Source organism: Ewingella sp. AOP8-B2-18 (assembly GCF_052376015.1).
In the GTDB taxonomy this organism is placed as follows: domain Bacteria; phylum Pseudomonadota; class Gammaproteobacteria; order Enterobacterales; family Enterobacteriaceae; genus Ewingella; species Ewingella allii.
Genome location: NZ_JBQSVB010000004.1, coordinates 146,902 through 171,591, shown reverse-complemented (window position 1 = coordinate 171,591; position 24,690 = coordinate 146,902). Strand labels below are relative to the sequence as shown.

General features: G+C 55.7%; 24 protein-coding genes. 10 read left to right on the top strand and 14 right to left on the bottom strand.

What is annotated here, in order from left to right:
* Window position 1 precedes the first annotated feature (1 nt).
* Together ACT3RR_RS10555 and ACT3RR_RS10550 are read right to left on the bottom strand one after the other, a co-directional pair.
* Window positions 2-2,074: a TonB-dependent siderophore receptor gene (locus ACT3RR_RS10555; protein ID WP_496200366.1), complete on the bottom strand. Its 2,073-nt coding sequence runs from the start codon at window positions 2,072-2,074 to the stop codon at window positions 2-4.
* 582 nt (window positions 2,075-2,656) lie between these two features.
* Window positions 2,657-3,040, bottom strand: a complete 384-nt coding sequence (locus ACT3RR_RS10550) for a YebF family protein (RefSeq protein WP_353502023.1) — start codon at window positions 3,038-3,040, stop codon at window positions 2,657-2,659.
* Window positions 3,041-3,333: 293 nt separating this feature from the next.
* On the opposite strand from ACT3RR_RS10550, the gene ACT3RR_RS10545 reads away from it, so the two are divergent.
* The 5 genes from ACT3RR_RS10545 to ACT3RR_RS10525 all read left to right on the top strand — a co-directional run bounded on the left by ACT3RR_RS10545 (window position 3,334) and on the right by ACT3RR_RS10525 (window position 8,066).
* Window positions 3,334-4,212, top strand: a complete 879-nt coding sequence (locus ACT3RR_RS10545) for an NAD(P)-dependent oxidoreductase (protein ID WP_496200365.1) — start codon at window positions 3,334-3,336, stop codon at window positions 4,210-4,212.
* A gap of 294 nt (window positions 4,213-4,506) precedes the next feature.
* Complete coding sequence (locus ACT3RR_RS10540) at window positions 4,507-5,520, top strand: isopenicillin N synthase family dioxygenase (protein WP_496200268.1); 1,014 nt, start codon at window positions 4,507-4,509, stop codon at window positions 5,518-5,520.
* A 61-nt stretch (window positions 5,521-5,581) separates the two neighbouring features.
* Window positions 5,582-6,412: a MetQ/NlpA family ABC transporter substrate-binding protein gene (locus tag ACT3RR_RS10535; protein WP_353502025.1), complete on the top strand. Its 831-nt coding sequence runs from the start codon at window positions 5,582-5,584 to the stop codon at window positions 6,410-6,412.
* The gene (locus ACT3RR_RS10530) at window positions 6,409-7,398 is read left to right on the top strand and encodes a methionine ABC transporter ATP-binding protein (RefSeq protein WP_485900469.1); all 990 of its coding nucleotides are present in this window, start codon (window positions 6,409-6,411) and stop codon (window positions 7,396-7,398) included. Before ACT3RR_RS10535 ends, ACT3RR_RS10530 begins: the two co-directional genes overlap by 4 nt.
* Before the next feature lie 8 nt (window positions 7,399-7,406).
* A complete protein-coding gene (locus ACT3RR_RS10525) occupies window positions 7,407-8,066 on the top strand; it encodes a methionine ABC transporter permease (RefSeq protein ID WP_496200364.1) in 660 nt (219 codons plus the stop codon).
* Here ACT3RR_RS10525 and ACT3RR_RS10520 read toward each other — a convergent pair.
* The 3 genes from ACT3RR_RS10520 to ACT3RR_RS10510 form a co-directional block, all read right to left on the bottom strand.
* The gene (locus tag ACT3RR_RS10520) at window positions 8,063-9,112 is read right to left on the bottom strand and encodes an HlyD family secretion protein (protein ID WP_396130709.1); all 1,050 of its coding nucleotides are present in this window, start codon (window positions 9,110-9,112) and stop codon (window positions 8,063-8,065) included. The two genes, ACT3RR_RS10525 and ACT3RR_RS10520, sit on opposite strands and share 4 nt — an antisense overlap.
* A gap of 5 nt (window positions 9,113-9,117) precedes the next feature.
* Window positions 9,118-10,755, bottom strand: a complete 1,638-nt coding sequence (locus tag ACT3RR_RS10515; protein WP_485900471.1) for an MFS transporter — start codon at window positions 10,753-10,755, stop codon at window positions 9,118-9,120.
* A gap of 202 nt (window positions 10,756-10,957) precedes the next feature.
* Entirely contained in the window at window positions 10,958-11,413 is a 456-nt protein-coding gene (locus ACT3RR_RS10510) for a MarR family winged helix-turn-helix transcriptional regulator (protein WP_353502028.1), read from the bottom strand.
* Window positions 11,414-11,564: 151 nt separating this feature from the next.
* Here ACT3RR_RS10510 and ACT3RR_RS10505 point away from each other — a divergent pair, with 151 nt between their 5' ends.
* Window positions 11,565-12,221 carry an SDR family oxidoreductase gene (locus ACT3RR_RS10505; RefSeq protein WP_353502029.1) on the top strand — a complete coding sequence of 219 codons (657 nt, stop codon included), beginning with the start codon at window positions 11,565-11,567 and terminating at the stop codon, window positions 12,219-12,221.
* A 135-nt stretch (window positions 12,222-12,356) separates the two neighbouring features.
* Here ACT3RR_RS10505 and ACT3RR_RS10500 read toward each other — a convergent pair whose 3' ends face one another.
* Both ACT3RR_RS10500 and ACT3RR_RS10495 read right to left on the bottom strand, forming a co-directional pair.
* A complete protein-coding gene (locus tag ACT3RR_RS10500; RefSeq protein ID WP_496200267.1) occupies window positions 12,357-12,563 on the bottom strand; it encodes a hypothetical protein in 207 nt (68 codons plus the stop codon).
* 239 nt (window positions 12,564-12,802) lie between these two features.
* Window positions 12,803-13,423, bottom strand: a complete 621-nt coding sequence (locus tag ACT3RR_RS10495; protein WP_496200266.1) for a hypothetical protein — start codon at window positions 13,421-13,423, stop codon at window positions 12,803-12,805.
* A gap of 216 nt (window positions 13,424-13,639) precedes the next feature.
* Between ACT3RR_RS10495 and ACT3RR_RS10490 the strand changes: the two genes are divergently transcribed.
* Complete coding sequence (locus ACT3RR_RS10490; protein ID WP_353502032.1) at window positions 13,640-14,335, top strand: GntR family transcriptional regulator; 696 nt, start codon at window positions 13,640-13,642, stop codon at window positions 14,333-14,335.
* 93 nt (window positions 14,336-14,428) lie between these two features.
* Here ACT3RR_RS10490 and ACT3RR_RS10485 read toward each other — a convergent pair whose 3' ends face one another.
* Complete coding sequence (locus ACT3RR_RS10485; RefSeq protein WP_496200265.1) at window positions 14,429-15,322, bottom strand: LysR substrate-binding domain-containing protein; 894 nt, start codon at window positions 15,320-15,322, stop codon at window positions 14,429-14,431.
* Window positions 15,323-15,481: 159 nt separating this feature from the next.
* Between ACT3RR_RS10485 and ACT3RR_RS10480 the strand changes: the two genes are divergently transcribed.
* Complete coding sequence (locus tag ACT3RR_RS10480; protein ID WP_496200264.1) at window positions 15,482-16,327, top strand: SDR family NAD(P)-dependent oxidoreductase; 846 nt, start codon at window positions 15,482-15,484, stop codon at window positions 16,325-16,327.
* A gap of 1 nt (window position 16,328) precedes the next feature.
* Window positions 16,329-17,234 (top strand): SMP-30/gluconolactonase/LRE family protein, encoded by a 906-nt coding sequence (locus ACT3RR_RS10475; protein WP_496200263.1) that lies wholly within the window; start codon window positions 16,329-16,331, stop codon window positions 17,232-17,234.
* Window positions 17,235-17,290: 56 nt separating this feature from the next.
* Here the strand turns inward: ACT3RR_RS10475 and ACT3RR_RS10470 are convergent, their stop codons facing one another.
* The 5 genes from ACT3RR_RS10470 to ACT3RR_RS10450 form a co-directional block, all read right to left on the bottom strand.
* On the bottom strand, window positions 17,291-18,379 hold the full coding sequence (locus ACT3RR_RS10470) for an ABC transporter ATP-binding protein (protein WP_496200262.1): 1,089 nt from the start codon (window positions 18,377-18,379) through the stop codon (window positions 17,291-17,293).
* Window positions 18,380-18,382: 3 nt separating this feature from the next.
* On the bottom strand, window positions 18,383-19,348 hold the full coding sequence (locus tag ACT3RR_RS10465) for a carbohydrate kinase family protein (RefSeq protein ID WP_496200363.1): 966 nt from the start codon (window positions 19,346-19,348) through the stop codon (window positions 18,383-18,385).
* Between the two features lie 29 nt (window positions 19,349-19,377).
* Complete coding sequence (locus ACT3RR_RS10460; RefSeq protein WP_496200261.1) at window positions 19,378-20,217, bottom strand: carbohydrate ABC transporter permease; 840 nt, start codon at window positions 20,215-20,217, stop codon at window positions 19,378-19,380.
* A complete protein-coding gene (locus ACT3RR_RS10455; protein ID WP_353502039.1) occupies window positions 20,214-21,116 on the bottom strand; it encodes a carbohydrate ABC transporter permease in 903 nt (300 codons plus the stop codon). Before ACT3RR_RS10455 ends, ACT3RR_RS10460 begins: the two co-directional genes overlap by 4 nt.
* A 74-nt stretch (window positions 21,117-21,190) precedes the next feature.
* Window positions 21,191-22,435, bottom strand: a complete 1,245-nt coding sequence (locus tag ACT3RR_RS10450) for an extracellular solute-binding protein (protein WP_154147722.1) — start codon at window positions 22,433-22,435, stop codon at window positions 21,191-21,193.
* Between the two features lie 352 nt (window positions 22,436-22,787).
* Between ACT3RR_RS10450 and ACT3RR_RS10445 the strand changes: the two genes are divergently transcribed.
* Window positions 22,788-23,960 carry an ROK family transcriptional regulator gene (locus tag ACT3RR_RS10445; protein ID WP_496200260.1) on the top strand — a complete coding sequence of 391 codons (1,173 nt, stop codon included), beginning with the start codon at window positions 22,788-22,790 and terminating at the stop codon, window positions 23,958-23,960.
* 424 nt (window positions 23,961-24,384) lie between these two features.
* Here the strand turns inward: ACT3RR_RS10445 and ACT3RR_RS10440 are convergent, their stop codons facing one another.
* Window positions 24,385-24,690, bottom strand: coding sequence for a helix-turn-helix domain-containing protein (locus ACT3RR_RS10440; RefSeq protein WP_353502042.1), 306 nt, complete (start codon window positions 24,688-24,690; stop codon window positions 24,385-24,387).

Genomic DNA, 24,690 nt, shown 5'->3' with positions numbered 1-24,690 from the left:
CTTAGAAATCGACCACGGCGGACAGCACCAGGTTACGCGGTTCGCCCTCGATAACCCGTAAATTCCCCGCGCTGGACGTGTAATATTCCTTATTAAACAGGTTATTAACGTTCAGCTTAAGTTGAGTATGTTTACCCAACAGCGGGGTATCCCAAGCGACAAACGCATCCGCCACGGTATAAGACGGCATGGTGAAGCTGTTTTCCGGGTCACCCGCGCGGCTACCCACGTAGCGCGCACCACCGCCCACGCGAACATCCCCTTGTAACGGCACCCAGCGCAGGGTGTGACTCAAATACAGGCCGCCCATTTGCGTCGGCGCGTTAACCAGACGATTGCCGACGTTCGCCGAGTTGATATCTTCGGTGATCTCCGTTTTGTCATAGCTGTAGTTGGCGCTCAAGTTCCAGTCTTTTGCCACTTCGCCATTCACTTCCAGCTCCACGCCGCTAGAACGCGCTTTCGGAATGCTACGCGTCACGCCGTTGATAAACACTGACATATCTTTTTCATCAATACGGTACAGCGCCAGCGTAGCGTCAACCCGAGGTGACACCTGCCATTTGGTGCCGACTTCATAGGTCGTGCCAGTTTCCGGCTGAGCGACATTGCCGTCATCGTCGGTGTCGGTCGACGGAGTGAAGGAGCGGCTGTAGCTGCCGTAGAAGGATAAATCGTCGGTCAGCTTATACACCAGCCCCAGCTGCGGCAGGAATTTGTTATCGCTGTTATCCAGCGTTTCGGTCGGATTGATAAAGCCGCTGGAGGCTTTCTGGTTGTAATGCTGATAGCGCCCGCCGAGCACGCCGATCCACTGGTCTGTCAGATGGATACTGTCTTTGACGTAGACCGATTTGTTAAACAAAGTGTTGCGCAGGTTGCTCTGCGCGTCGCTGTAGGTGCTGGCGTTGGTGATAGGTTCAACGCCATACGCCGGGTCGTACATGTTCAGCGGATTATTGCCTTTGCCGCGATAGGAGTACTGTTTGTAGGTTTCGTCCTTCTCGTAATCCACCCCGAACAGCACGTCATGGGTCATGCCGAAAATTTCCGGGGTGCCAATCCAGTCCCACGCGGTGTAATCCGTTTGATGGTTGAAGCCCCGGTTGGCGTCGGCGCGGCGCGACACAATGCCGGTATCCACATTGACGGCGGTGGCGCGAACTTCGTTACTGTCGTAGCGGCGCTGCATCCAGCCGTAGGTTAGGCGCGTTTTCCAGTCGGAATTCAGCTCATATTCCCACGTAGTGTTCAGCCGTTTGTTGGTGCCCCAGGCGTGGTTAGCGAGTTCATCCAGACGGCGCTCATAGGGGATATCCAGCGGCTTGCCGTTAATAAAGGCGGTGCCACGGTCATAAGGGATATCATATTTGTACTGCTGATAGCTGATATTGAAACTGGCTTTTTCGCCATACCAGCTTAGGGAAGGGGCCAGCAGGCTATGCTGGTCTTTGCCGAAGTTTCGCCAGTAGTCTTCCGACTGGCGCTCGGCAATCATGCGGAAAGCAAAGCCGTTGCCCAACGGGCCAGTGACATCAATCCCGCCCGTTCCTCCCCCAAATCCACCGGTGCTGCCGCTGAGGCGAGTGTTCCAGTCATATTGTGGCTTTTTGCTCACCACGTTAATGATCCCGCCGGGATTCTGGATGCCATAGAGCAGGGAGGCTGAGCCTTTCAGCACTTCGACATGGTCCGTGGTAGCGTTAAATCCCAGCCCCTGATTGCTGCGCAGGCCGTCGAGGAAGATTGAACCGTCGCTGTTGGTACCAAATCCACGTTTAACAAACCCGTCTTCAATTCCCCCCAACGTGTTGCCCTGCGCCACGCCGCTGACGAATTTCATCGCCTCGTCCAGCGAAGTGATTTGGTAATCATTAATCATCGACGGCGTGACGACGCTTACCGATTGCGGGATGTCGTTAATCGGCGTTTTGCTTTTGCCAGCAACAGAAGCCTCGCTGGTACTGTAGTTCGTGGAGTAGGCCGGGTTATCGGCGGTGACGGTAAGGGTATCCTCTTTTGGCGCAGCGCTGTCAGTCGCCGCCAGCAGTGGAGAGCAGTGCAATACAGCCAGCGCTAGTACGGATTTTTTAAACCCGCTTGTAGCGAAGTGGTTCTTTTTATGAGTAGACACGTGATTTTCCCTGAAATGCAAATGATAACGGTTTGCATTCTAATTAACATTTGTGTGATGTGCATCAGGAAAATGTTGTGAAGAGGCGTGTTGACGGGGGGCTTGGGGTTGCGACCCTTAAGGTCAAAACCGTGCGCTGCCGCCACACCGGCCTTAAGGTCAAAACCGTGGGCTCGCCGCCCACACTGGCCCAAAGGGTTTTGAACGAAACCCTTTGGAATCCTGCGTTTTTTTGCTGTTGGAAGATCGAGGCTGCGCAGGGGTGGAATGGACGTGTTTCAGTGGCCGCGGTGATCGTCGCGAAGTGCCTAAGCGGCGACATTCCTTATTGATAAGGAGGGCGGTGGAGAACAGGAGTAGCTGAAACACGTCCGCCCAACCAGCGAAGCGCGCAGTGAAAGAGCCTGGGGGTCCAGGGGGCGGTGGCGATAAGCCGCCCCCTGGTCGGTGTGGGCCGACGCCCACGGTTTTGAATTTAAAGATTTATAGATTTAAACGCGGGATTGGGCTGCAAGCCCAAACTCAATCTACGCTCTCGTACTTAATGTAATGATTCGTGCAGTTAAAATGCCCCACATACTTCAGCTCGCCGCTCGCGCCTTTAGCCGTGAAGGGAACCCGATAAGTGCCTTTCTCATCCTTCACATTATCGCTGACAAACGACAGAACAGGTACGGCGGTGCCGATATAGTCTTTATCGTTGCCCCAGTTCGGGATGCGGTTTTGCATAAAATCGCGGGTTACGCTGTCAATGGCGTTCTGCGCGGTGATGTCTTTACAGGCTTCTGGCGTGGTGCGCTGCATCCACATTGGGTACAGGTATACCGTGCCGAGCATCACCACCATGATAATAAACACGGCTGAAATCATGCCGATTAACACCACTTTGCTTTTATTTCCTACCACGTTCTCTCCTGAGCAGTCTGTGCATAGATATCATGCGATTTATAGACTACGTTGATAATCCGATGTAAATCATAACGTCACAACCGGGCATGTTACGATAGAACGCCCAGTGCTGGGACCCTTTTTTGTTGCCAAGATTGTCTCGCCGGGCAGGGAATAACCTCACCCAAGACGTTATTTGACGCATTCCGTTACAGAACCTGTGAGCTTTGGGCTACGGGTCAGTGCTAGCATTTTTTTCATTGCGATCACCACCAGCGTGATCCCGTTTCACATTATCAGGAGAAAGAATGATGAGTCAGAAACCCTCTGTAGCCGTACTGGGGCTGGGCGCGATGGGCCACGCGTTTGCGGCTAACCTGCTGAAAAATGGCTTTGAAACTCACGTTTGGAACCGTACCGCCTCGCGCGGCGAAGCGCTGGTGAAGGCCGGGGCCAAGCAGGGCAAAACCGTGCGCGAAACCGTCGAGGGTGTGGATGTAGTTATCGCCATGCTGGCCGATGGCCCAACCACCCAGTCAGTGTTTTCTGGTGATGACGGCCTGCTGGCAGGCTTGAAGCAGGGCGGCATTATTGCCCAAATGGGTACCATTGGCGTGGAGGCGAATGAAGCTCTGATGGCGCTGGTTAAACAGCAGCGCCCTGACACGGTGTTCTTCGATGCGCCGGTATCTGGCACCAAAACCCCGGCGGAAAACGCGCAAATCGTGGTGCTTGCCAGTGGCGACCGCGAAGCAGGCCCAGCGATTGAACCCGTGTTTGCGGCAATTTCTAAAGGGGTGAAATGGCTGGGCGAAGCGGGGCGCGCCTCCAAAATGAAACTGGTGGTTAACGCCTGGCTTATCTCCATGATGGAAGGCATCGCCGAGAGCGCCCAGCTGGCCGACGAGTTTGGTTTTACCACCGATGACCTGTGGAACGTGCTGGAAGGCGGCCCGCTGGCGGCACCTTATATTAAAATGAAAATGGACATGTTCAAAAGCGGTGATTATACCCCGCAGATGCATCTCACTTGGGCATTAAAAGATATTCATCTGGCGCTGAAAGCCGGTGAAAAATTGCAATTGCCGCTGATGAAAAGCATTAGTCAAACATGGCAAAACGCGGTGGATGCCGGATATGGCGAGCAAGACCTCAGCGTGGTTTACCGTTATTTAGGCGATAAGAAATAATATTGATTAATTATTGAGTTATAAAACTCGCCGCCCCCTCGACTTAAATAGAAGAGGGGGCATTCCCCTTTAGCAATTAAATGCAAAACCTCTCCCGCCGTCTGGCTTAAGTTAAATTTTTCATACCGCTAAAAATAAAATACCACGTAGATTCAGAGAGATAACCACCATTCACTTTCGGTTGGGTGGTGATTTATCATGCAATAAATTCAGGTCATAACTTAGACTTTTTAAATATTAGAGCCAGCAACATCGCCGGTGTTAGCGTTATTACAACCCGCTATATCGGAGAGAATGATGAGCACTATTCCATTAATTGATTTTTCCCAATTCGACGAATCTGGGGGATCTCGCGAAAAATTCCTCGCTCAGTTGCGCCACGCCGCGCGCGATATTGGCTTCTTTTATTTAAAAGGCCACTGCATCGATAAACAGTTATTAAGCGACGTCCAGCAAGCTGCGCGCGACTTCTTTGCCCTGCCGGAAGAGCAAAAACTGGCCGTCGGCATGATCAACTCCCCGCATTTTCGCGGCTATAACCGTGCGGCGTCGGAGATCACTCGCGGCCAGCCTGACTGGCGTGAACAGTTTGACTTGGGGGCCGAACGTCCCGCGCTGAGCATAGATGCCAAGACGCCGGGTTGGGCCAGATTGCAGGGGCCGAATCAGTGGCCGGCATCCTTGCCGGAGCTGCGTCCGCTGCTGCTGCGCTGGCAAAAAGAGATGACCCAGATGTCGCTGCGTCTGCTGCGCGCCTTCGCGCTAGCGCTGCACCTGCCGGAGAAAACCTTCGATCCGCTGTACGGTGAGAAGCCTAACGAACATATCAAACTGATCCGTTATCCGGGCCATACCGAAGGCCAAAGCGGACAGGGCGTCGGCGCGCACAAAGACTCCGGCTTCCTCAGCTTTCTGCTGCAAGACCACCAGCGCGGACTTCAGGTGGAAGTGGAAGAAGGCCAGTGGGTAGATGCCTTGCCGATTGAAGATACGCTGGTTGTAAATATTGGCGAACTGCTGGAGCTGGCCACCAACGGCTACCTGCGCGCGACGGTGCACCGCGTGGTTTCTCCGCCGTCTGGGCAAGATCGCCTGTCATTAGCCTTCTTCCTCGGCGCGCAGCTCGACGCCGTGGTGCCGTTGTTCCCACTGCCGGCTGACTTAGCCAAGGATGCGCGCGGCCCGGCCAGCGATCCGCTGAATCCGCTGTTTCGTGACGTCGGTTTCAACTATCTCAAGGGGCGTCTGCGTTCGCATCCTGACGTGGCGAAGCGTTTTTATGCTGACATTTTGGCGGCCACTGCCTGATTTTTGCTTTCAAACGGATCGAAATTTTCTACACACCATCAATAACAATAAGGGTCACAACATGCTCAAAACTCTGGTTATTAAAACATTGGTCACACGTATTTCTGCGGCAGCATTATTGGTCGCGTCAGTTTCTGCCTTTGCCGCTGAGCCACTGCGCGTGGCGGCGGACCCGATTCCGCACGCTGAAATCCTGGCATATGTGAAAAAAATCGATCCGAGTCTGGATCTGAAAATCATCGAAATCACCAACGGGGTGAACTCCAACGAGCTGCTGGCCCACGGCGATGTCGATGCCAACTATTTCCAGCACGTGCCTTATTTGCATTCGCAAGAGCAGGCGCTGGGAGTGAAGTTTGCCGTGGCCGCCACCGTGCACATTGAGCCGTTGGGGATTTATTCCAGCAAATACAAGAGCTTCAAGGATGTGCCGGACAACGCTAAGGTCGCCGTGCCGAATAACGTGACTAACCTCAGCCGCGCGCTCTATTTACTGCGCGATCAGGGTCTGATCACTCTGAAACCGGGCTTTAACGATCCGGCGAAAGATCAGGCCACGCCAAAAGACATCGCCGATAACCCGAAGCACCTAAAAATCCTCGAAATCGAGTCACCGCAAATCCCGCGCTCGCTGGATGATGTCGACCTGGCGGTGATTAACGGTAACTACGCCCTTGAAGCGGGCCTCAGCCCGGCGAAAGATGCGCTGGGGCTGGAGAAAGCCCAAGGCAACCCTTACGCCAACATTCTGGTGACCACCGAGAAACTGGCTTCTGACCCGCGTATCAAGCAGTTGGCGAAAGATCTCGAATCGCCAGAGGTGGCGAAGTTTATCGCTGATAAGTACAACGGTTCAGTGATCCCAGTGGCGGCGGCAGGCGATAAATCATGATAGTCGCCGAACATCTGACCAAACAGTACCCCGGACAGGGCGTCGCCGCGCTACAGGACGTCTCCCTGACCATCAACGACGGGGCAGTGTTCGGCATTATTGGCCGCAGCGGCGCGGGGAAAAGCACCCTGATCCGTTGCCTGAATTTACTTGAGCGGCCCGATTCGGGCCGTATTCTTGTGGATGGCCATGACCTGACTACCCTGAATGACGCCGATCTGCGCCGCCAGCGCCAGCGTATTGGCATGATTTTCCAGAACTTCAATCTGCTGCACGCCCGTAACGTCAGCGACAACGTGGCGGTGCCGCTGCAAATCGCCGGCGTGGGTCGCGCTGAACGCAAAAAGCGCGTGGCGGAATTGCTCGATTTAGTCGGACTTAGCGACAAAGCGCAGGCTTTCCCGTCACAGCTCTCCGGCGGTCAGAAGCAGCGCGTGGGCATCGCCCGCGCCTTGGCGGCACGGCCAAACTATTTGTTGTCCGATGAAGCAACCAGCGCATTGGACCCGGAAACCACGGACTCCATCCTCGCGCTGCTGCGCAGCATCAATAAGCAGCTCGGGCTGACCATTGTGATGATCACCCACGAGCTGAATGTGGTGAAATCCATCTGCGACCACGCCGCGCTGCTTTCAGGAGGAAAAGTGCTGGAGTCGGGTGCCATTTCTCAACTGCTGGCTGACCCGCAATCGCTACTCGGCAAGGCGCTGATGCCGGACTGCGGGCTGCCCGAAGCCGCGCCAAATCCGCTGTTGCCGGTCGCCGAACTCACTTTCTATGACACCCTGCTGGCGTCGCCGGTGCTCAGCTCGCTGGCCCAGCAGCACGGCGTTGGTGTGACCCTGTTTGGCGGCGGCGTGGAGTCGATCGCCGGGCAGAGAGTCGGGCGTTTGCGCGTCGGCTTCCAGCCACCCAGTGGCGGGGTGGATTTGAGTGAAGTGATGCTGTTCCTCAACCAACGTGGAGTAAAAGCCGAATGGGTGTAAGAAACAGCATGGCGTGGGATGAGCTCTACGATCTGGTGCTCAACGCCACCGGAGAAACGCTGTATATGGTGGCGCTGGCGACCATTTTTACCCTGCTGGTTGGCCTGCCGCTGGGCGTGCTGCTGTTTATCACCCGCCGCCAGGGGTTGACGCCGTCGCCAAAACTCAGCGCGGTGCTGGGCACCATCGTCAATATTGGCCGTTCGCTGCCGTTTGTGGTGCTGCTGATTGCCCTTATCCCGCTAACGCGCTGGGTGGTGGGCACGACGCTGGGCAGTACGGCGGCGGTAGTGCCTATTACTCTTGGCGCTATTCCGTTCTTTGCGCGCATTGTCGAAAATGCCTTGGATGAAGTGGATAAAGGCCGGATTGAAGCCATTCAGGCGATGGGCGGCGGGCTGCGTTATGTGATTTTCACCGTGCTATTGCCCGAGGCGCTCCCCGCGCTGCTGGCGGGGGTGACGCTGACTATCGTGATGCTGATTGGTTTCTCATCTATGGCCGGAGTGATCGGCGGCGGCGGGCTAGGGGACTTAGCCATTCGCTACGGCTACCAGCGTTTTAACAATCAGGTGATGGTCGCCACCATCGTCATATTGGTGCTGATGGTACAAATCATCCAAATGCTCGGCGACCGGATCGTGCGCTCGCTGGCTCACCGCCGCTAATCGCGCGCCTGCACCGCAGTATCAATATTCACCACCGTCGACATGCCCGGCCGCAGCTGATTGCCGCCGGGCTGGTTGTCATCAATCGCCACTCTGACGGTAATTCGCTGGGAGATTTTGGTGAAATTACCGGTGGCGTTATCGGCCTTCAATACGCTGAATTCAGAACCTGTCGCCGGAGCAATATAGGCAATATGGCCTTTGAATTGCCGATCCTTTAAGGCATCGACGGTAAAACTCACCGGCATGCCGACCCGCATCTCCGCCAGCTGGCGCTCCTTGAAATTAGCATTGACCCACACATGCTCCGGGGTGACGGAGGTCAACAGGCTGCCTGCCGAGACATACTGGCCGACCCGCGCGCTGACTTCACCCAGCTGGCCGTCAGTGGGGGCCACAATCTGCGTGTGTTGTAAGTTGATACGCGCCACCGCCACTTTAGCCTGAGCCGACTTTAATGCGGCCTGCAACGAGGCTTTACCGGCATCAATCAATCCCAGCTCCTGGCGAGCAATGTTCACCGAGGCCTTGGCCTTCGCCACGTCGGCCTGCGCCTTGAGCAGCGCGGCCTGCACTTCGTCCCCGGTGGTTTTAGACACCACGCCGCTGGTGAGCAGCGGGGCATTGCGCCGAGAATCTTGCGCCGCTTTGTTGGCGGCGGCCTGCGCACTTTGTAACTCAGCCTGCGCCAGTTGCAGGCTGGCCTCCGCCGAGCCGCGATTTTGCCCAAAGTTATCCAGCGCCACCTGCTGCTGGGCCTCGGCAGCTTCGGCCTGTAACAGCTCCTGCCGATAGGTGCTGTCGTCAATGCTGAACAGCACTTGCCCCTGTTTCACCGCCATAAAATCCTGCACCTTTGCCGCCGTGATATAGCCTGAAACCTGCGGGCTGATAAGGGTCACGTTGCCGCGCACATAGGCGTTATCAGTGGTTTCCACCTTTGAGGTGAAGGGGAAAAGCTGCCAGCTGTAGAGCACGACAAAAACGCCAACGATGCCCAGACACAGCACAACCAAAATCGACGGATAGCGGAAAATATTCTTCATGGATTTTACGAGTTCTCTTTAGAGTAAAAACTGGCCACCCAGCGATGCAGCAACAGCACGGCGAAGCAGCCCAGCGCCATATAAAACACCACCATAAACACATCGTTGTAGGCCAAAATCCCGGCCTGCTGGGTAGCACTTTGGCTAAGGCGCGCAAGGCTCTGGGCCTGTAACTGGACATCATCGCCAAGGGCGGCTTTCAGCGCCTGGCGGTAGTGCGCCACGCGTTCGGCAATCAGCGGATTTTGCAGCTGGATGCTGTCGGTCATCACGCTGGAATGGAATTTCTCGCGCAGGATCTGGATAGTGCCGAGAAAGGCGCTGCCTAGTTGAGCACCAATGTTCTGCGTGCTGAGGAACACCAGAATAAAGCTGATGATCTGGCTCTGGCCGAACTGTAAGGCGCGAACAAATCCCAGCCACAGGGCGGTCGGCAGGAAAATCGCTCCCGCGAAGGCAATCATGCCCTGACTGAGATAGAACTGTTCGGGATGGGTATCAATGGTCGAGTGGGCGTCCATCCATGCACCGCCGGCGATCAGCAACATGGCAAACAGGTGGATGTAAACAATGCGCTCGGACTTATGAATGATGCTGATAAACACCAGTCCGGCAAAAGTCATCACCAGCACCACCCAAAATAGAGTGATCAGCTGGTCATTTTGCAGGCCAACCAGCGTCAGAAAGCCCACCATGCCGGTGGTTTGTTCACTCAGTAGCATACGGACAAACAGCATTGAGCCGGTAAACATCAGCATTTCCGGGGTCATCAGCCAGCGTAAATCGATAATGGGATTTTTACGTTTTAACTCCACCATAAAGGCCAGCGTTAAGGTCACGATGCCGACCACGAGCACTTCGCCCAGCCAGGGTTTTTCAAACCACCAGTAGTAACGCCCCATGGTCAGCACCACTGAAATACAGGCAATGGCGATACCAATCAGCGGGTAACTCAGCCAGTCGATACGCTCGAAAACCTTGACTCGCGGCGGGTGGGTCAACGGCAAAACCCAGATGATGGCCAGACAGATCAGCGCCAGCCCTGACTCCAAAAATGCCAGTTGATGCCAGTGCCCGAGGTCCAGTAAATAGGGGGAGATAATGCGCGAAATCGGCAAGGCGATTTGGCTCCCCGCCAGCCCCAGGCACAAACCGGCAGTCAGTTTTTTGGCCGGTGGAAAGATTTCAAACATATAGAAAATCGCCAGCGGGCCGAGAGAAGCCATGGCAAAGCCCATCACGGCGCGAACCGCCACGGCAGTTTGAAAATCATGGGTGAAAACCTGCGCCAGAGAGACGGCGGCGAAAAACAGCAGGCCATATTCCCCGAAGCGGCGAATACCAAACTGGGTGCGAACCTTGTACAGCAGCAGCGTCCCGCTAATGCTGGTCGCGGTATAGGCGGCAACCAGCCAGTAACTTTCCGTGGCGGTAATTCCCAACGAGCCTTGAATGCCCGGCAGATTGGAGGCGACCAGATTAATGCCCAGCCCCTGCGTCATGCCGATAATAAAAGAGGCCATGGCATACACCATGATGCGCCAGCGCGGGTATTGGCTAAGCCATTGGCTCACCTGTTCAGCGAAAGGATGGTGGGGCGAGGCTGGGGCATTTTGCGGGGTTGGGGAAGAAACGGCTGTCATGATGCTGGGCTAAACCTCTTAACTTCTGCCTCAGTCGAGTGATTACCCGGCTAATATGTATCAAGCTACATGTTTAAAATAATGTAAACAGAAGTCACAGATGTGTCTAGCTGAATTATTCAATTTGTGGATATTTACAAGTGTGAATAGCTGAAATATGAATGGTTCAAACTGTCAGATAACCGCAAGCTGTCAAAGCTGACTACATAGCCGCCAGCTTGGCGCTAATGCTGGCCATCACTTTGCGCGCCACGGACACCTCTTCCTCGGGGATCTCCTGCATCACGTTCATGATGATTTCATCAGTCATAACGCGGACTTCATTGGCGAGGGCGGTGCCCGCTTCGGTCAGCACCACGTCTTTTGAGCGGCGATCCAGCTCGCCCGGACTGCGCTGTAGATAGCCTAGGGCCTGCAGGCTGTCGATCAGGCGAATGGCCGTGGGATGCTCGACGTCCAGCAGGGTGGTTAACTCAGATTGCGGCAGTCGCCCCTGTGCGGCCTCGAGATGCAGCAACACCTGACCACGCGCCAGCGTCAGCCCAATCGTCTTAAACCGCGCGTCACAGTAAGTGCGCAATTGGCGGCCGACGTGCATGGTTTCAGGTAAAAAACGCAGTGCTGGGGAGCGAGATTCAGGGCTGTTTGAGCGGGTCACGGGAGCTTCTCGGCAAAAGGTCATGGGATAACAATGTGCATGAGAATAGCACGAAAGGCCCCTCGGCGTGGAGCCAGCCCGCAGTGAAAAGTCTATGTGCTACAGTTAATGTTCCATGTGAAACATGACGCAAACCACCAAGGGAGTATTTATGACCAAGGTCGCAATAGTCGGAGCACACGGTCAAATTGGCCAGCTACTTATCAAACATCTGGTCGCACAAGGGCTGGGCGCTATAGGTATCGTTCGCAAAGAAGAGCAGGTTCCCACCATGAAGAAGCTGGGTGCCGAAGCCGTGCTGTTAGATATTGAAAACGCCACCGCCGATCAGCTGGCAACTTGCCTACAGGGCGCAGATGTTGACGCGGTGGTCTTCGCGGCAGGCGCAGGCGGGGGCTCTTCCGCCGAGCGTAAGCGCACCGTAGATTTCGCCGGGTCGGTACTGCTGGCCGAGGCGGCCAATCTGGCAGGCGTTCGCCGCTATGTGCAAATCTCAGCGATTGGCGTCGATAACCCAATCAAGCCAGACACCGATCCGGTTTGGAAAGCTTATATAGAAGCCAAACGCGACGCGGATATCGAGCTGAAAAAAACCGGCCTCGACTGGACTATTATTCGTCCTGGCCCGCTGACTGACGATCCGGCCACTGGGCTGGTCACACTCTCCCCAGACGCCGGGCGCGGTGAAGTGACCCGCGAAGACGTGGCATTGGTGGTCGCCGCCGTCTTACAGGCACCAAGTTCAATCGGCAAACAGTGGGAGTTACGCGGCGGTGAAACGCCAATTAGGGATGCGGTGAGTCAGTAATTTTTGGTTAACGCCTTCTCCTCTCTGAGGAGAAGGTTGGAATGAGGAGTGGTTTAACTCTTTGTATTATGGAACAAACCTCACCCCAGCCCTCTCCTTAAAAAGGAGAGGGAGCATACTTCATTGGCTTAAGGTCTAATTTTTATCATTCCCTATGTTTATTTTAAAATAAGAGATGACAAAGCCCACAACTAAAGAAAGAGAAATAAGCCATAAAAAGTAATAATTGTTATTGTCAATGCTGGTAGTTAAATAGTTAACAACGCAAGGGATTGAAAAAATATAAAAGGCATCACCGAATGCTTTTTTAAAAAAATCTTTGCCGAAACGGTTATTAGCCATATCAAGAACCCCCTCATTAATTCAACCGTATTAACCCCTTGCCAATAAATTAGCAGCACCTAGCTCATGCTAAAATGATAACCATTATCATTTGTTATTCAGTGATGCTTAATGATTAACAAAGCGTTTGAAGTGAATTGGCGAGTAAACGGTTTTTCGCTCCTCCCCCTGTTAAGGGGGAGGCTGGGAGGGGGTATTACAGCAAACTCAGTGGCTTATGTGAGAAATAGCCCACTGTTCTAGGCGTTGGCGCTTAAGGTTTTCAACGGTTCCTGACGGCGGAAGAAGGCGATGGCCGCGCCGAGACACAGCACGTAACCCATAAACTCTGTTCCTTCCTCGACGATGTTTTTCACCGTGCGGACATAGTCATCCTGCATCACCGCTCGCCACACTTCATTCATGCCGAACAGCCGTGAGAACACCAGAATCAGCACCAGACCGCAGACAATATAGTGACAGGCCGGATGGGCGAGAAACGCCGACAGCCCGCGGACGCTGGTCTTTGGCGTAATGGCCGCCCAAATCATACAGTACACGGCGAGCAGACTGGCGAAATAGACCCAGGCCCCTAAGTGGATCAGGTCAAACAGCGCGTCCAGTTCGCGAATAAACATACAGCCGAAGAATCCGCCAATAAGCACCATTCCGCCGCGCAGCGCGGGGTGGCGTTTAGCCTGTAAGAAGAACAGGGCGGAAGTACTCAGCAGCGCCGCTTCCTGCAAGATTTCCGTGGCGGAAATTTCGCCCAGTTGATTCTTGAAAATTGCCACGTCGAGATAGATCACCCCGACCACCAGAAAAGCCCCTGCACTGAGCAGTAAAAAGTTGACGACATGCCGTAAAATGACTTGGTTCATTTATAGTTTTCCCGTTTCTGTTCAATGAATCTTCTCCTCGCTACGGGCGCGACGAAAAGTCTGAAAAGGATACGGATGAGAACTATTATCTGCTGGGCAAACCGTGCTGCAATGATAAACTGAGGTGACAATATGTGCCTTTTTACGGCGAGTATTGGGTTTTCACCCGCACCATGCGATCACAGTCAGTCATAGAACACGAGGCATCCGGTTTTAATGAGCAATCAACCTACTACCGCAAAACAGCTGGAAGTCCAGCGTATTGTCGACGTCCTTTCGAAAGCCATTGCTCAACACCGATTGCGCCCCGGCGCTCGCCTGATAGAAGCGCAGATCGTCGAGGCACTGAATGCCAACCGTAACCACGTCCAGGTGGCGCTACAGCGTCTGGCGATGCAGCGTATAGTCACGATTGAACCCAATCGTGGCGCCATGGTGGCCCAGCCGACCGCCAAAGAGGCGCGAGAAGTGTTCACCGCCCGCCGCGCCATTGAACGCGCCATTGTCGAAACCATTACCCCTGACTTGATGCGCCGCCATCGCCACCGCATCGCCAGCCACTTAAAGGGCGAGCGCGAAGCGACTAACTCTAGCGATCGCCGCGCCATCGTGCGCGAACTCAGCGAATTCCACCTGATGCTAGGCGAGATTTGTGGCAATGAAGTGCTGAGCGAAATCCTCAATAATCTGATGGTGCGCAGCTCGCTGATTGTCGCGCTCTACCAGCGTAACGACGTGCCTTCCTGCCAGTCAGACGAGCATCAGGCGATTATCACCGCGCTGGAAGCGGGGGATAACGAACAGGCCGCCGCCGTGATGATTGAGCATCTGGATGAGCTGGAGCAGCAGCTGGCGCTGGAAGAGAGTTCGTCGAGTGAGGTGAATTTGCGCCAGGCTCTGGCCGATCTTTGAACTAAGGACAAAGCCAGAATTAACTTTAGCTATCCTTATCATGGATAGCTAATTTGATAAAATAAAACAGAAATATAATAAATTCCGAATGAGTTAAGGCGTATCGAGCAAAGCCAGAAAATTCGCTAGCGTCGCAGCAACCGGCTGAGTGTCGGCCTGTAGCATAAACAGCGGGACTTCGGCCTGCGGCGTAGGTTCACTGAGTGGCAAGAACCGCACTTTATCATTCAAGGTAATCCCCCTTACCGATTCAGGTACCAGCGCCAACCCAAATCCGCAGGAAACCAGCGCAATCAGGGTGCTGATTTGTGCGGCATGCTGCACAATGCGCGGGTAAAAACCGGCGCTTTGACACAACTGAATCAGCTGCTGGTAGTAGCCTTCGCCGAGCTGCGGCGGGGTGAAGACAAAGGCTTCCTCGGCCAGCGCGGCGAGATCAATCTCCCGCTGCGTCGCCAATGGATGCTCGGCAGGCAGGGCGACGACAATCTTTTCGCTCAGAAAGGGCGTCAGCAGGCCGTGGCGCAACTGCACGGCGGGCTGGCGGATAAAGGCTAAGTCACTCTCGCCCTGTTGCACTGCCTGAATTTGCATCGTCGACGGCATCTCTTTAATCACCAGCTCAACCTGCGGATAGTCTTGCCTGAACTGCCGCAGGGCGTTGAGCAACTGGGGGTAGGCCGCGAGAGACACCGAGCTAATGGTCAGCTTTCCCGCCAGCCCCTGAGCCACATTGCGCACGTGGTTCACCTGCGCGTCGAGGGATTGCAGCAGGCCGCGCGCGCTGTGCAAAAAGGCCGTTCCCGCCGGGGTCAGCGCCACACCGCCGCGATCGCGAATCAACAGCCTGACGCCCAGCTTCTCCTCCAACTGCCGCACGGCCACGCTCAACGGCGGCTGCGACATATGCAGCAACTCAGCGGCGCGGTGGAAGTTCAGAGTTTCCGCCACCGTGACGAACTGCTTCAACACTCGGGTTTCAATCATTTTTACTCTCGGACAGCACATTGCGCAGATACATCATGAGTAAGTGTAACCCATCACTTGATATTAATTTTGTATCAATGTCGCGGGCCATCGGTATTCAACTTTTGTTCACCAACTCGCTAGGCTTGGGTTTCAACACTTAACTCAGGGAGTATCAGGATGGATTTCACCAACAGAGTGGCCGTGATCACCGGCGGGGCGCGCGGATTAGGGCTGGCTTACGCCACGGCACTGGCAGAACGCGGGGCGCGGGTGGTGTTAGGGGACGCGGGGGCCGACAATTCGGGCCAGGGCAGCGACGAAAGTGTGGTACAACAGGCGGCGCAGGCTCTTCAGCGGCGGGGCTATCAGGCGCGGGCGCATCAGGGGGACTATGCGCAGGAGGCGGCTTGTAAATCGCTGATTGAGAGGGCGGTCAGTGAGTTTGGCAGCGTCGATATCCTTATCCATAACGCCGGATGGGTGGACTATCAGCCCATTGAGCAGACGGACGGCGCATTCCTACAGCGCGCACTGGGCATCAATGTTTATGCGCCGCTGTGGTTGTGCAAATACGGCTGGCCGCACCTGAAAAAATCCGCCTGTCCTCGCGTGGTGCTCACCACCTCGGACAGGGCGATGTTCGCCGACTATGCGCAGGTCGGGCTGGCGGGCTATGCGGCAGGCAAAATGGCACAGATTGGCATCATGAACGCGCTGGCGTTGGAGGGCAAACCGCAGGGCATTCTCATCAACGCGGTGTCTCCGGTAGCAAAAACGCGCATGTGGGGCGTGCAGGGCGCGCCGACAGATCTCACCCCCGAGTCCGTGGTGCCGGGCGTGCTCTATCTGGCGTCGGCTGAGTGTCGCGACAGCGGATATATCCTGCGCGCCAGCAACGGCCAGTTCACCGCCACGCGTTTTCTCGAGAATAAAGGGGTGGATTACCCGCGGGATTTGGCGCGCATCGCCGTGAATAACGCCGAAGACTTTGCCGAACGTTGGCCGCAGATAAGGGAGCAGTAAAATGGACGTTACCCAGTCAGCTCGCCATTTTGCCGGGGTTCAGGCCACTCTGGGGGAAAGCCCGGTATGGGATGCCGCACGGCAAACGCTGTTTTATATCGACATTACCGCCGGTTCGATTTTCGCCATTCAGCCGGGCGATGCGCCGCAAGAGTTTTATCGCTCAGCCCGGCGAGTGGGGGCACTGGCGCTGACAAGGGCCGGAAACCTGATTTTCACCGAAGATGCCCAAGTCGCCATGCTCGAACTTCCCGCCAGACGGGTGGTGGTACGCAGCGCCGAGGCCAGCGTCAACCCGTCTTATCGCTATAATGACGGGGCCTGTAGCCCAGAAGGGCAATTCATTACCGGACTGATGGATGAACAGCACTCCGCCCGTTCTGGCAGTTTGCACAGCTACGGGGCTGAAGGGGAAAAGTGCGATTTGCTTACTGGAATGGGACTTCCCAACGGCATTGCCTGGTCGGCCGATGGCGGCACAATCTACTTTGTTGATTCCGTCGCGCAGGCGATTTATCAGGCCCCGTGGCCGCTATCCAAAGGCCAGCCGCTACAATCGCGCGTATTTGCCCAAACGCCCGCTGAACTTGGCAGACCCGATGGTATCGCCCTCGACGTAGACGGCAATCTGTGGGTTTGCCAGTTCAACGGCGGCTGCCTGCTTTATTACAGCGCCAGCGGCCAACTGCTGCGCAAAGTCGAGCTGCCGGTTCCACGCCCGACCAGCTGCTGTTTCGGCGGCGAAGACCTCAAAACGCTGTTTATCACCAGCGCCCGATTTGGCATGAGCCAAGAGGAGCTGCGGCGTTACCCGCTGGCTGGCGATATTTTTCAGCTCAAAGTGGACAGCCCCGGGCTTACGCCACATTGCTTCGACGACGGCCTTTGGCTCAAGGCCGCACCTTAATCCCTTACCTCATCCCAACCTTCTCCTCTTAGGGGAGAAGCCGCTAGAACCTTAAATCATTCACTTTCCAGCCGTATCCCAGACTTGGCATCAAACAGATGAATGTTCGCGCTATTCGCTTCTAACCAAACTGGCTTACCGGCGGTGGCGGTTGCGCGGCCCGCGCACTGGACGTGCATCGGGAAGCCGCTCCAGGTGACGTGCAGCAGGCTGCTCTCGCCGGTGACTTCTAACAGGCGCAGCTCGGCCGGGGTTTGCAGGCTGCTTTCGACAATTTTCACATCATGCGGCCGCAGACCTACCGTCACCGGCTGGCCTTCGGAATGACGAGCCTGGGCCCACCACTTCTCGGGAAGAGGGAACCACAGCTGGCCGCAGGCCACGCCCGGCGTGCCACTCATATTCATAAAAGAACCGGCCAGAAGATTCATCGGCGGAGAACCGATAAACCGCGCCACAAAGGTGTTGACGGGCTGATCGTAAATCGACAGCGGCGAGCCTTGCTGCACGATATAGCCATCTTTCATCACCACGATATTGTCAGCCAGCGTCATGGCTTCCACCTGATCGTGAGTCACATACACCGTGGTGGTGCGGAATTGCTGATGCACGGATTTGATTTCGGCGCGCAGCTCCATTCGCAGCTGGGCGTCGAGGTTGGATAACGGCTCGTCGAACAGAAATACCTTCGGATTGCGCACCAGCGCGCGGCCCATGGCGACGCGCTGGCGCTGGCCGCCGGAGAGATCTTTCGGCAGACGCTGCAACAGGTGATCAATCCCCAGTACCTTGGCGGCCTGCGCCACTTTGGCCTGCTGCTCGGCCTTCGGCACCTTTTTCACCTGCATGTGAAACGCCATATTCTCCGCGACGGTTAAATGCGGATAGAGCGCGTAAGACTGAAACACCATGGCGATATCGCGGTCGGCGGGATCGAAATTGTTGATCTTCACCTTATCCAGCAAAATATCGCCGTCGGACAGCGACTCAAGTCCTGCCAACAGGCGCAAAAGGGTGGATTTACCACAGCCGGACGGCCCGACCAGTACAGTGAAACTGCCATCTTTGATGGTCAGGTCCAGCGGCTTTAACACCTGCTGCTTGCCATAGTTTTTGGCAACTTTTACTAATTCAACCAATGCCATCGATTATTTCTCCACCGAATTTTTTTCTGCCGAAACTGAAAGTAAAACCTGCCAATCTGGATACTGACGCGGGTTACTGCTGATGGCGCTTCCCGCCACGCGCACGCCCCATTGCAGCGCCTGCTGCGGCTCTTGGCCATACACCAGCGCCGACAAGAATCCGGCGTTGAAGCTGTCGCCCGCGCCGATGGTGTCAACCACCTGCACCGGATCCGCCGCCTGATGCAGCTGCCCATGGGCCGACCATAGCCGCGCGCCGTCAGGGCCACATTTGGCGACCACAAAGGCGTTTTCCGCCATCTGCGACAGCAGGTAGGCTGCGGCGTCATCCAAGGTATTGCGGGCAGACATGCCCAGTGTTTCTACTTCGTTGAGCAGCAGCGCGTCGCAATAGCCCAGCCACGGAGTGATTTGCTGGCGCAGGGCGTCGCTCCAGTCCTGCGGCGGCCAGCCGCTATCCACTACCACCTGATAACCGCGCTGCTTGAGGGCCGACAGCAGTTGCGGATACTGCTCGAACAGCCGGGTGCAGAGGAAGGTGCCGCACAGCAACACCCAGTCGCCGGGTTGGGCCTGAGAAGGCAGTTGCAGCAGCACGTCGTCGAGATTCAACCGGACAATGTGCCCCTGATTGCTAAAGAAGGTGCGTTCGTGGTCGGGGTGGGTTACGCCAAAAGTCAGCGAAGTTTCACAGTCCACGGTCGGCCAGTGCGGCGCGCTTTGCGGGAACAGGCTGGCCAGCCAGTCGGTGAACTGGTCATTGCCCTGATTAGCCACCAGACGGTGCGGGGTCCCCAGCGCCGCCAGCGCTAATGCACAGTTTCCCGCCGAGCCGCCGGGGCGAATCGAGCTGGTTTCCAGCATGGTTTCAGTGCCTTTTTGCGGCCACTGGTGCAGGGTGCTCATGATCAAATCAACGTTCAGATTACCCACCACGTACAGGGTGGACTGGGTTTCTGGCTTATTCATGTTGTCGAGGTTTCCCATCATGCTGACATTCATCCCTTGCTGCCGCCGCTGGTTAAGCCGCTAACCAGCGTTTTTTGCAGCCACAGAGCAATAAACAGAGGCGGAATAGCCGCCAGAATACCGACGGCGGCGATCAGGCCATCGTCGGTGGCGCGCCCGGCGGTGAAACCGGCAATAGTCACGGGGAGCGTTTGGGCATCAATGTTGTTGGTAAACAGCAGCGCGTAGAAGAACTCATCCCACGCCAGCAGCCAGCCAAACATCGCCGACGCGCCCAGCGCGGGCTTGGCCAGAGGCAACGTGATACGCAGCAGCACCTGCCAATAGCGCAAACCGTCGAGGCGCGAGGCCTGTTCGATATCCACCGGCAGGGCGTCAAACTGGTTTTTCAGCATCCACGTCAGGAAGGGCAAAATCATCGAGCAATAAACCAGCACCAGCCCCAAATGGGTGTTGAGCAGGGTGAGCTTTTGCAAAATGAAGTACAGCGGCAACACGAAAGCCACCGGCGGCACCATGTAAATCGCCAGACTGCCGAACAGCCAGCCGTTGCGCCCCGGATAGCGCGAGAAGCTGTACGCCGCCGGGATTGCCAGCAGCAGCGAAATAATGGTCGCGCCGCAGGCAACCAGCAGGCTGTTGCCGAGCGCGTGCAGGAACAGCGCCCCCGGCTGCCCGGCTTGCAGGGTCAGCAGGCTGACGTAGCGGCTAAAATTCCAGTGGCGCGGCAGCCATTCCAGCGGAATGCGGGTGAGATCTTCCGCCGAACTGACGCTCATCAAGAACATCCACAGCAGCGGAGCCAGAATCGACACGGCCAGCAGCAGGGCGAAGGTGTAACGCAGAACCAGACGAATTTTCGATTTCATTCCACGCTCCCTGAACGGCGCTGGCGTAATAACATCAGCATGTAAATCAAGATTAAAATCCCGCAAATCAGGGTCATCAGAATGGCGTAAGCCGCGCCGCTGCCGGCTCTCAGGTAACTAAACGACTCTTGATAGACGAAGAAACTCACCGTTTTGGTGCTGTCGAGCGGGCCGCCGCGGGTCATCACGTAGATGATGTCGAACACTTTAAAGGCGTCGATGGTGCGCAGAACCAGCGCCACCGCCAGCGGAGCCGCAATCGCCGGAAAGGTGATTTTGCAAAAGCGTCGCCATGGCGAAGCACCGTCCAACCGCGCCGCTTCGAACAGGTCTTCGGGAATGGTTTGCAGCGCTGCCAGCGTCAGCAAGGTGATCAGCGGGTAGTTCTTCCAAATATCGGCGAACATCACCGCGTTCAGGGCTGAACTGGTGTCGCCCAGCCAGCTACGGTAGCTATCCAGCACGCCGAGTTGGGTCAGCAGGGCGTTGATGCTGCCGTAATCCGGGTTGAAGTTGAGTCGCCACATGGTGGCGTTAACGATGGTCGGCAGCGCCCAAGGCAGGATAACCAGCACCCGCAGGGCACTGCGCCCCCAAAACTGTTGGTTGAGCAGCAGAGCAACCAGCACGCCGATAATGCCTTCGAACAGCACCGACACCAGCGTGAAATAGAGGGTACGCCACAGCGCGGCGCGGAAATCCGGGTCGGTTAGGGCATAAATAAAGTTGTCGCTGCCCACCCAGTTGGGGGCCGTGCCGTCGCCAATCAGCCCGGCGTCGGTGAAGCTCAGCCAAAGCGTGCGGGCCAGCGGCCAGGCCGTGAGTAGGAACATCATCAGCAGCATAGGCGCCAGAAGCAGCCAGGCCTGACGCCGCTCTCTTTGCGGTAAAGTAAGCATGTTCTAAGTTCCGTGGTGTTGATTTGCCCCGCATATCGCTATGTGGGGCATTGGTTTCGCTAATAAAGTGGAACTTAACGCAGACGGTCTGCGGCTTCGGTCGCCGTGGTCATGCCATCTTTGGCGCTCACTTTGCCTTGCAGCACGCCTTGCAGGTTCTGCTGCAAGATGTTGGACAGGCGAGAGTAATCAGGGGTGACCGGGCGAGAAAGCATCACGTTGAGTGAGGTCTTCGCGGCGGCGATCAGCGCTTCCTGATCTTTCTGCACGGCCGGGTCATCATAAGACGATTTCCAGATTGGCAGGCTCAGCTTGGCGTATTTGTCCTGTACCGGCTGGGAGGTCATATAGGTGATGTACTGCCATGCCTGATCCGGATGCGTACTGGCCTTGGCGATGCCTAAACCCATGGATCCGTTGACGCCAGACGCCTGACCCGCCACCGTACCCGGCGCCGGAATAACCCCAACCTGGCCCGCCACTTTGCTCTGTTTCGGGTCATTCGCCATGTTGTACATATAGGTCCAGTTCAGCGCGAAGGCCGCGTCACCGTTGGAGAAGGACTTACGCACGTCTTCTTCCAGATACTCGCGGGAGTTCGGGTTTGTCAGACCTTTATCCAGCGTCTCTTTCATGAAGTCGACGGCTTTCAGCGCGCCCGAATTGTTGAAATTCAGCTTGCCGTCTTTATAGAAGTCACCTTTAAACGCCGAGACCAGCGTGGTGTAGTCACACAGCAAGGCTTCTGACTGCGACCAGCTCCACACCAGTGGGAACTTGACGATGCCTTTCTCTTTCAGAATTTCAGACTGCTTCTCCACTTCGGCCCAGGTGGTTGGCGGGGTAGTGATCCCGGCCTTCGCCAGCATGGCTTTGTTGTAATAGAGATATTTAGTGTCGAGGATCCACGGCATGCCCCAGCGTTTGTCTTTGTAGGTCACGGTGGAGATAGCGCCGTCGAAGATTTTGCTGCTTTCGTCAGCGCTGATGCGTGAGGTCACATCTTGCAGCAGGCCGTATTTGTTGAATTCGGCAGGCCAGATGGCGTCGAACAGCACCACGTCATAGCCATTGGCCCCGGCACCGCGCGCGGCGACGATTTTGTCATGCAGGGCTTCGTAAGGGACGAATTCGAGATTGACCTTGATATCAGGATGCTGCTTGGTGAAGTCGGCGGTCATGGCGCGAATGTCAGCTTCGCTATAGGCCGCCTGAGTCATAAACAGGGCGCTGAGCTGGGTTTCAGCCAGCGCATTTGCGGAATAACTGAACGCTAAAGCGGATAGGGCGCAAAGGGTGGCGGCAGGGGTTAATCGCATATCTTCATCTCCAATAACTCGGTAATGGGTGGGTGGATAATTAAATCAATTTGATTGCTTTAATGGGCGAAAAAAAAGTTCCGCCCCTTGCCCCTTTTGGGGCAGCATCCATGCCGAATTTCCATCGCTGCTACACGTGGTTTTAAAGATGACCGTGAAGATAATGCCGTATTTGAATTATCATCACGCAAAATTATAATAAAAACTTAACATGCTCATAACACTGAAAGCTGTGATAGCGGCGTCATTCTCAACACTTAGATCAGAGCAGGGTGATTAATAAAATCAATTTGATTGCTCAATTATCTATCAGCATACTGGTTTCAAGCTTTCCCTTGGTGCATAGGCAGTTATGACAACTTCTGGTACTAACCTTGAGCATGCTCGTGCTCACAATCGCCGCGTAGTTATCGAGGCGATTCGCCTTAATGGTGAACTCACTCGCGCCGAAATTGCCCGTATGACGGCCTTAACGCCGCAAACCGTCTCCAACATTGCCACCGAGCTTGAGCAAGCTGGCGTGCTCTCATCCCATCTGCCGCGTAAAGTGGGAGGAAGAGGGCAACCGGCCACGCCGTTGACGCTCAATCCAGACAGCGCCTACTCCATCGGCATCCATCTTGATCACCAGTCATTGCTCATCGTGCTGGTTGATCTCACCGGCACCGTGCGTTTTCGCCACTGGCTGGCGGTGCAAAAACCGCAGCCGGAACCGACGCTGGCCCTGATAGAGCAGATACTGCAAGAAATGCGCCAACAGGTGAAAATCGACTGGAGAAAAATGCTGGGCATCGGCATCGTGATGCCGGGCCCTTTTGGCGTCGAAGGTATCTCTTCCGAAGGGCCAACCACTTTGCACGGCTGGGATAACGTCGACGTCGAGGCGCGGCTGAGCAGCAGCACCGGCTGGCCGGTCACGCTGGAAAACGATGCCACCGTAGCGGCAATCGGCGAGCGTTTTCACGGCGTCGCTAAGCAACTCACCTCCTTCATTTACCTCTATATCGGCACCGGGCTGGGTGCCGGCATCTTTATGGACGGGCGAATTTACACCGGCCATGCACACAATGCGGGCGAGGTCGGTCACATGGTGGTGCAACCCGGTGGACGAGAATGCTATTGCGGCAACAAGGGCTGTCTCGAGCGTTATCTTTCTCTACAAGCCGCCTATGAAGCCTGCGGGCTGGATCCGATGTCCGCCAAGCCCGAAGATCTGCTCAATGTAGATGACGACGCCTTCGAACGTTGGCTTGATACCACCGTCGAGCCTGCCTGTCAGGCCATTAACATCATGGAATGCGTGTTCGACGCCGAATGCGTGATCATCGGCGGCATGGTGCCACAGCCCTTGCTCGAAAAGCTGATGAAACGCCTGACGCCGCTCTATAGCTCAGTAAGAAGCCGCTATCCGCGCGGCATGCGGCTAAGAATGGGGATGTCCGGCACCGACACCGCCGCGTTGGGTGCGGCGGCTTTGCCGATATTTGATGAGTTTAATCCGCAATATGAGGTGTTGTTGAAGTAGAGCGACTTCTGGGCGCTTTCTTTTCAATTTCATCTTAAGGTCAAAACCTTGCGTTGCCACGCAAACTGGCCTTTAAGGTCAAGGTCGTGCGCTGACGCCACACCGGCCTTAAGGTCAAAACCTTGCGCTGCCACGCAAACTGGCCCAAAGGGTTTTAAACGAAACCCTTTGGAATCCTGCGTTTTTTGTTGCTGGTAGATCGAGGCTTCGCAGGGTCGGAATGGACATATTCCAGCGGCCACGATGATCGCCGCGAAGTGCCGCCGCTTAGGCGGTTCCCTCGCTGCGGGATTCCAACCCGCGAAAAAAGACTCGCGGTTTTCCACCTCTTGCTCGGCGTCACTTCTGAATGCGCCCTACTGGCATTTCAACCGTGCCTTTTCAGGGGAGTGCTGTTCTGCATCAGTGGGTTAATGACAAAAACTCACTTTTCACTGAAAGGCTGAAAGACAAACATGCCGCCGACGGCTTGGGCGTAGCGGGCCACGGTTTCTAAGTTGGGGGAGACCACGCCGTTTTCCATGCGGCTGATGTTTTGCTTTTTCATCCCGGTTTTTTCCGCAATGTCTTCTTGGGTGAGGTTGAGCGCCTGCCGGGCCTGTTTGAGCTGTGCCAGCATCGCTTGGCGAATTTCAATGGCGTCGAAGGCCGCGCGAACCTGCGGATTTTTTAGTGCTTCATCCATGACCTGCTGAAGTGGCAACAGATCGTTCTCGTTTTTAATCGCCAT

What these genes read in the sequence shown, in the direction of transcription:
- ACT3RR_RS10545 (WP_496200365.1), top strand. Translation starts at nt 3,334, where the DNA reads ATGAGTCAGAAACCCTCTGTAGCCGTACTGGGGCTGGGCGCGATGGGC.
- ACT3RR_RS10540 (WP_496200268.1), top strand. Translation starts at nt 4,507, where the DNA reads ATGATGAGCACTATTCCATTAATTGATTTTTCCCAATTCGACGAATCT.
- ACT3RR_RS10535 (WP_353502025.1), top strand. Translation starts at nt 5,582, where the DNA reads ATGCTCAAAACTCTGGTTATTAAAACATTGGTCACACGTATTTCTGCG.
- ACT3RR_RS10530 (WP_485900469.1), top strand. Translation starts at nt 6,409, where the DNA reads ATGATAGTCGCCGAACATCTGACCAAACAGTACCCCGGACAGGGCGTC.
- ACT3RR_RS10525 (WP_496200364.1), top strand. Translation starts at nt 7,407, where the DNA reads ATGGCGTGGGATGAGCTCTACGATCTGGTGCTCAACGCCACCGGAGAA.
- ACT3RR_RS10520 (WP_396130709.1), bottom strand. Translation starts at nt 9,112, where the DNA reads ATGAAGAATATTTTCCGCTATCCGTCGATTTTGGTTGTGCTGTGTCTG.
- ACT3RR_RS10515 (WP_485900471.1), bottom strand. Translation starts at nt 10,755, where the DNA reads ATGACAGCCGTTTCTTCCCCAACCCCGCAAAATGCCCCAGCCTCGCCC.
- ACT3RR_RS10505 (WP_353502029.1), top strand. Translation starts at nt 11,565, where the DNA reads ATGACCAAGGTCGCAATAGTCGGAGCACACGGTCAAATTGGCCAGCTA.
- ACT3RR_RS10500 (WP_496200267.1), bottom strand. Translation starts at nt 12,563, where the DNA reads ATGGCTAATAACCGTTTCGGCAAAGATTTTTTTAAAAAAGCATTCGGT.
- ACT3RR_RS10495 (WP_496200266.1), bottom strand. Translation starts at nt 13,423, where the DNA reads ATGAACCAAGTCATTTTACGGCATGTCGTCAACTTTTTACTGCTCAGT.
- ACT3RR_RS10490 (WP_353502032.1), top strand. Translation starts at nt 13,640, where the DNA reads ATGAGCAATCAACCTACTACCGCAAAACAGCTGGAAGTCCAGCGTATT.
- ACT3RR_RS10485 (WP_496200265.1), bottom strand. Translation starts at nt 15,322, where the DNA reads ATGATTGAAACCCGAGTGTTGAAGCAGTTCGTCACGGTGGCGGAAACT.
- ACT3RR_RS10480 (WP_496200264.1), top strand. Translation starts at nt 15,482, where the DNA reads ATGGATTTCACCAACAGAGTGGCCGTGATCACCGGCGGGGCGCGCGGA.
- ACT3RR_RS10475 (WP_496200263.1), top strand. Translation starts at nt 16,329, where the DNA reads ATGGACGTTACCCAGTCAGCTCGCCATTTTGCCGGGGTTCAGGCCACT.
- ACT3RR_RS10470 (WP_496200262.1), bottom strand. Translation starts at nt 18,379, where the DNA reads ATGGCATTGGTTGAATTAGTAAAAGTTGCCAAAAACTATGGCAAGCAG.
- ACT3RR_RS10465 (WP_496200363.1), bottom strand. Translation starts at nt 19,348, where the DNA reads ATGAATAAGCCAGAAACCCAGTCCACCCTGTACGTGGTGGGTAATCTG.
- ACT3RR_RS10460 (WP_496200261.1), bottom strand. Translation starts at nt 20,217, where the DNA reads ATGAAATCGAAAATTCGTCTGGTTCTGCGTTACACCTTCGCCCTGCTG.
- ACT3RR_RS10455 (WP_353502039.1), bottom strand. Translation starts at nt 21,116, where the DNA reads ATGCTTACTTTACCGCAAAGAGAGCGGCGTCAGGCCTGGCTGCTTCTG.
- ACT3RR_RS10450 (WP_154147722.1), bottom strand. Translation starts at nt 22,435, where the DNA reads ATGCGATTAACCCCTGCCGCCACCCTTTGCGCCCTATCCGCTTTAGCG.
- ACT3RR_RS10445 (WP_496200260.1), top strand. Translation starts at nt 22,788, where the DNA reads ATGACAACTTCTGGTACTAACCTTGAGCATGCTCGTGCTCACAATCGC.
- ACT3RR_RS10440 (WP_353502042.1), bottom strand. Translation starts at nt 24,690, where the DNA reads ATGGCGATTAAAAACGAGAACGATCTGTTGCCACTTCAGCAGGTCATG.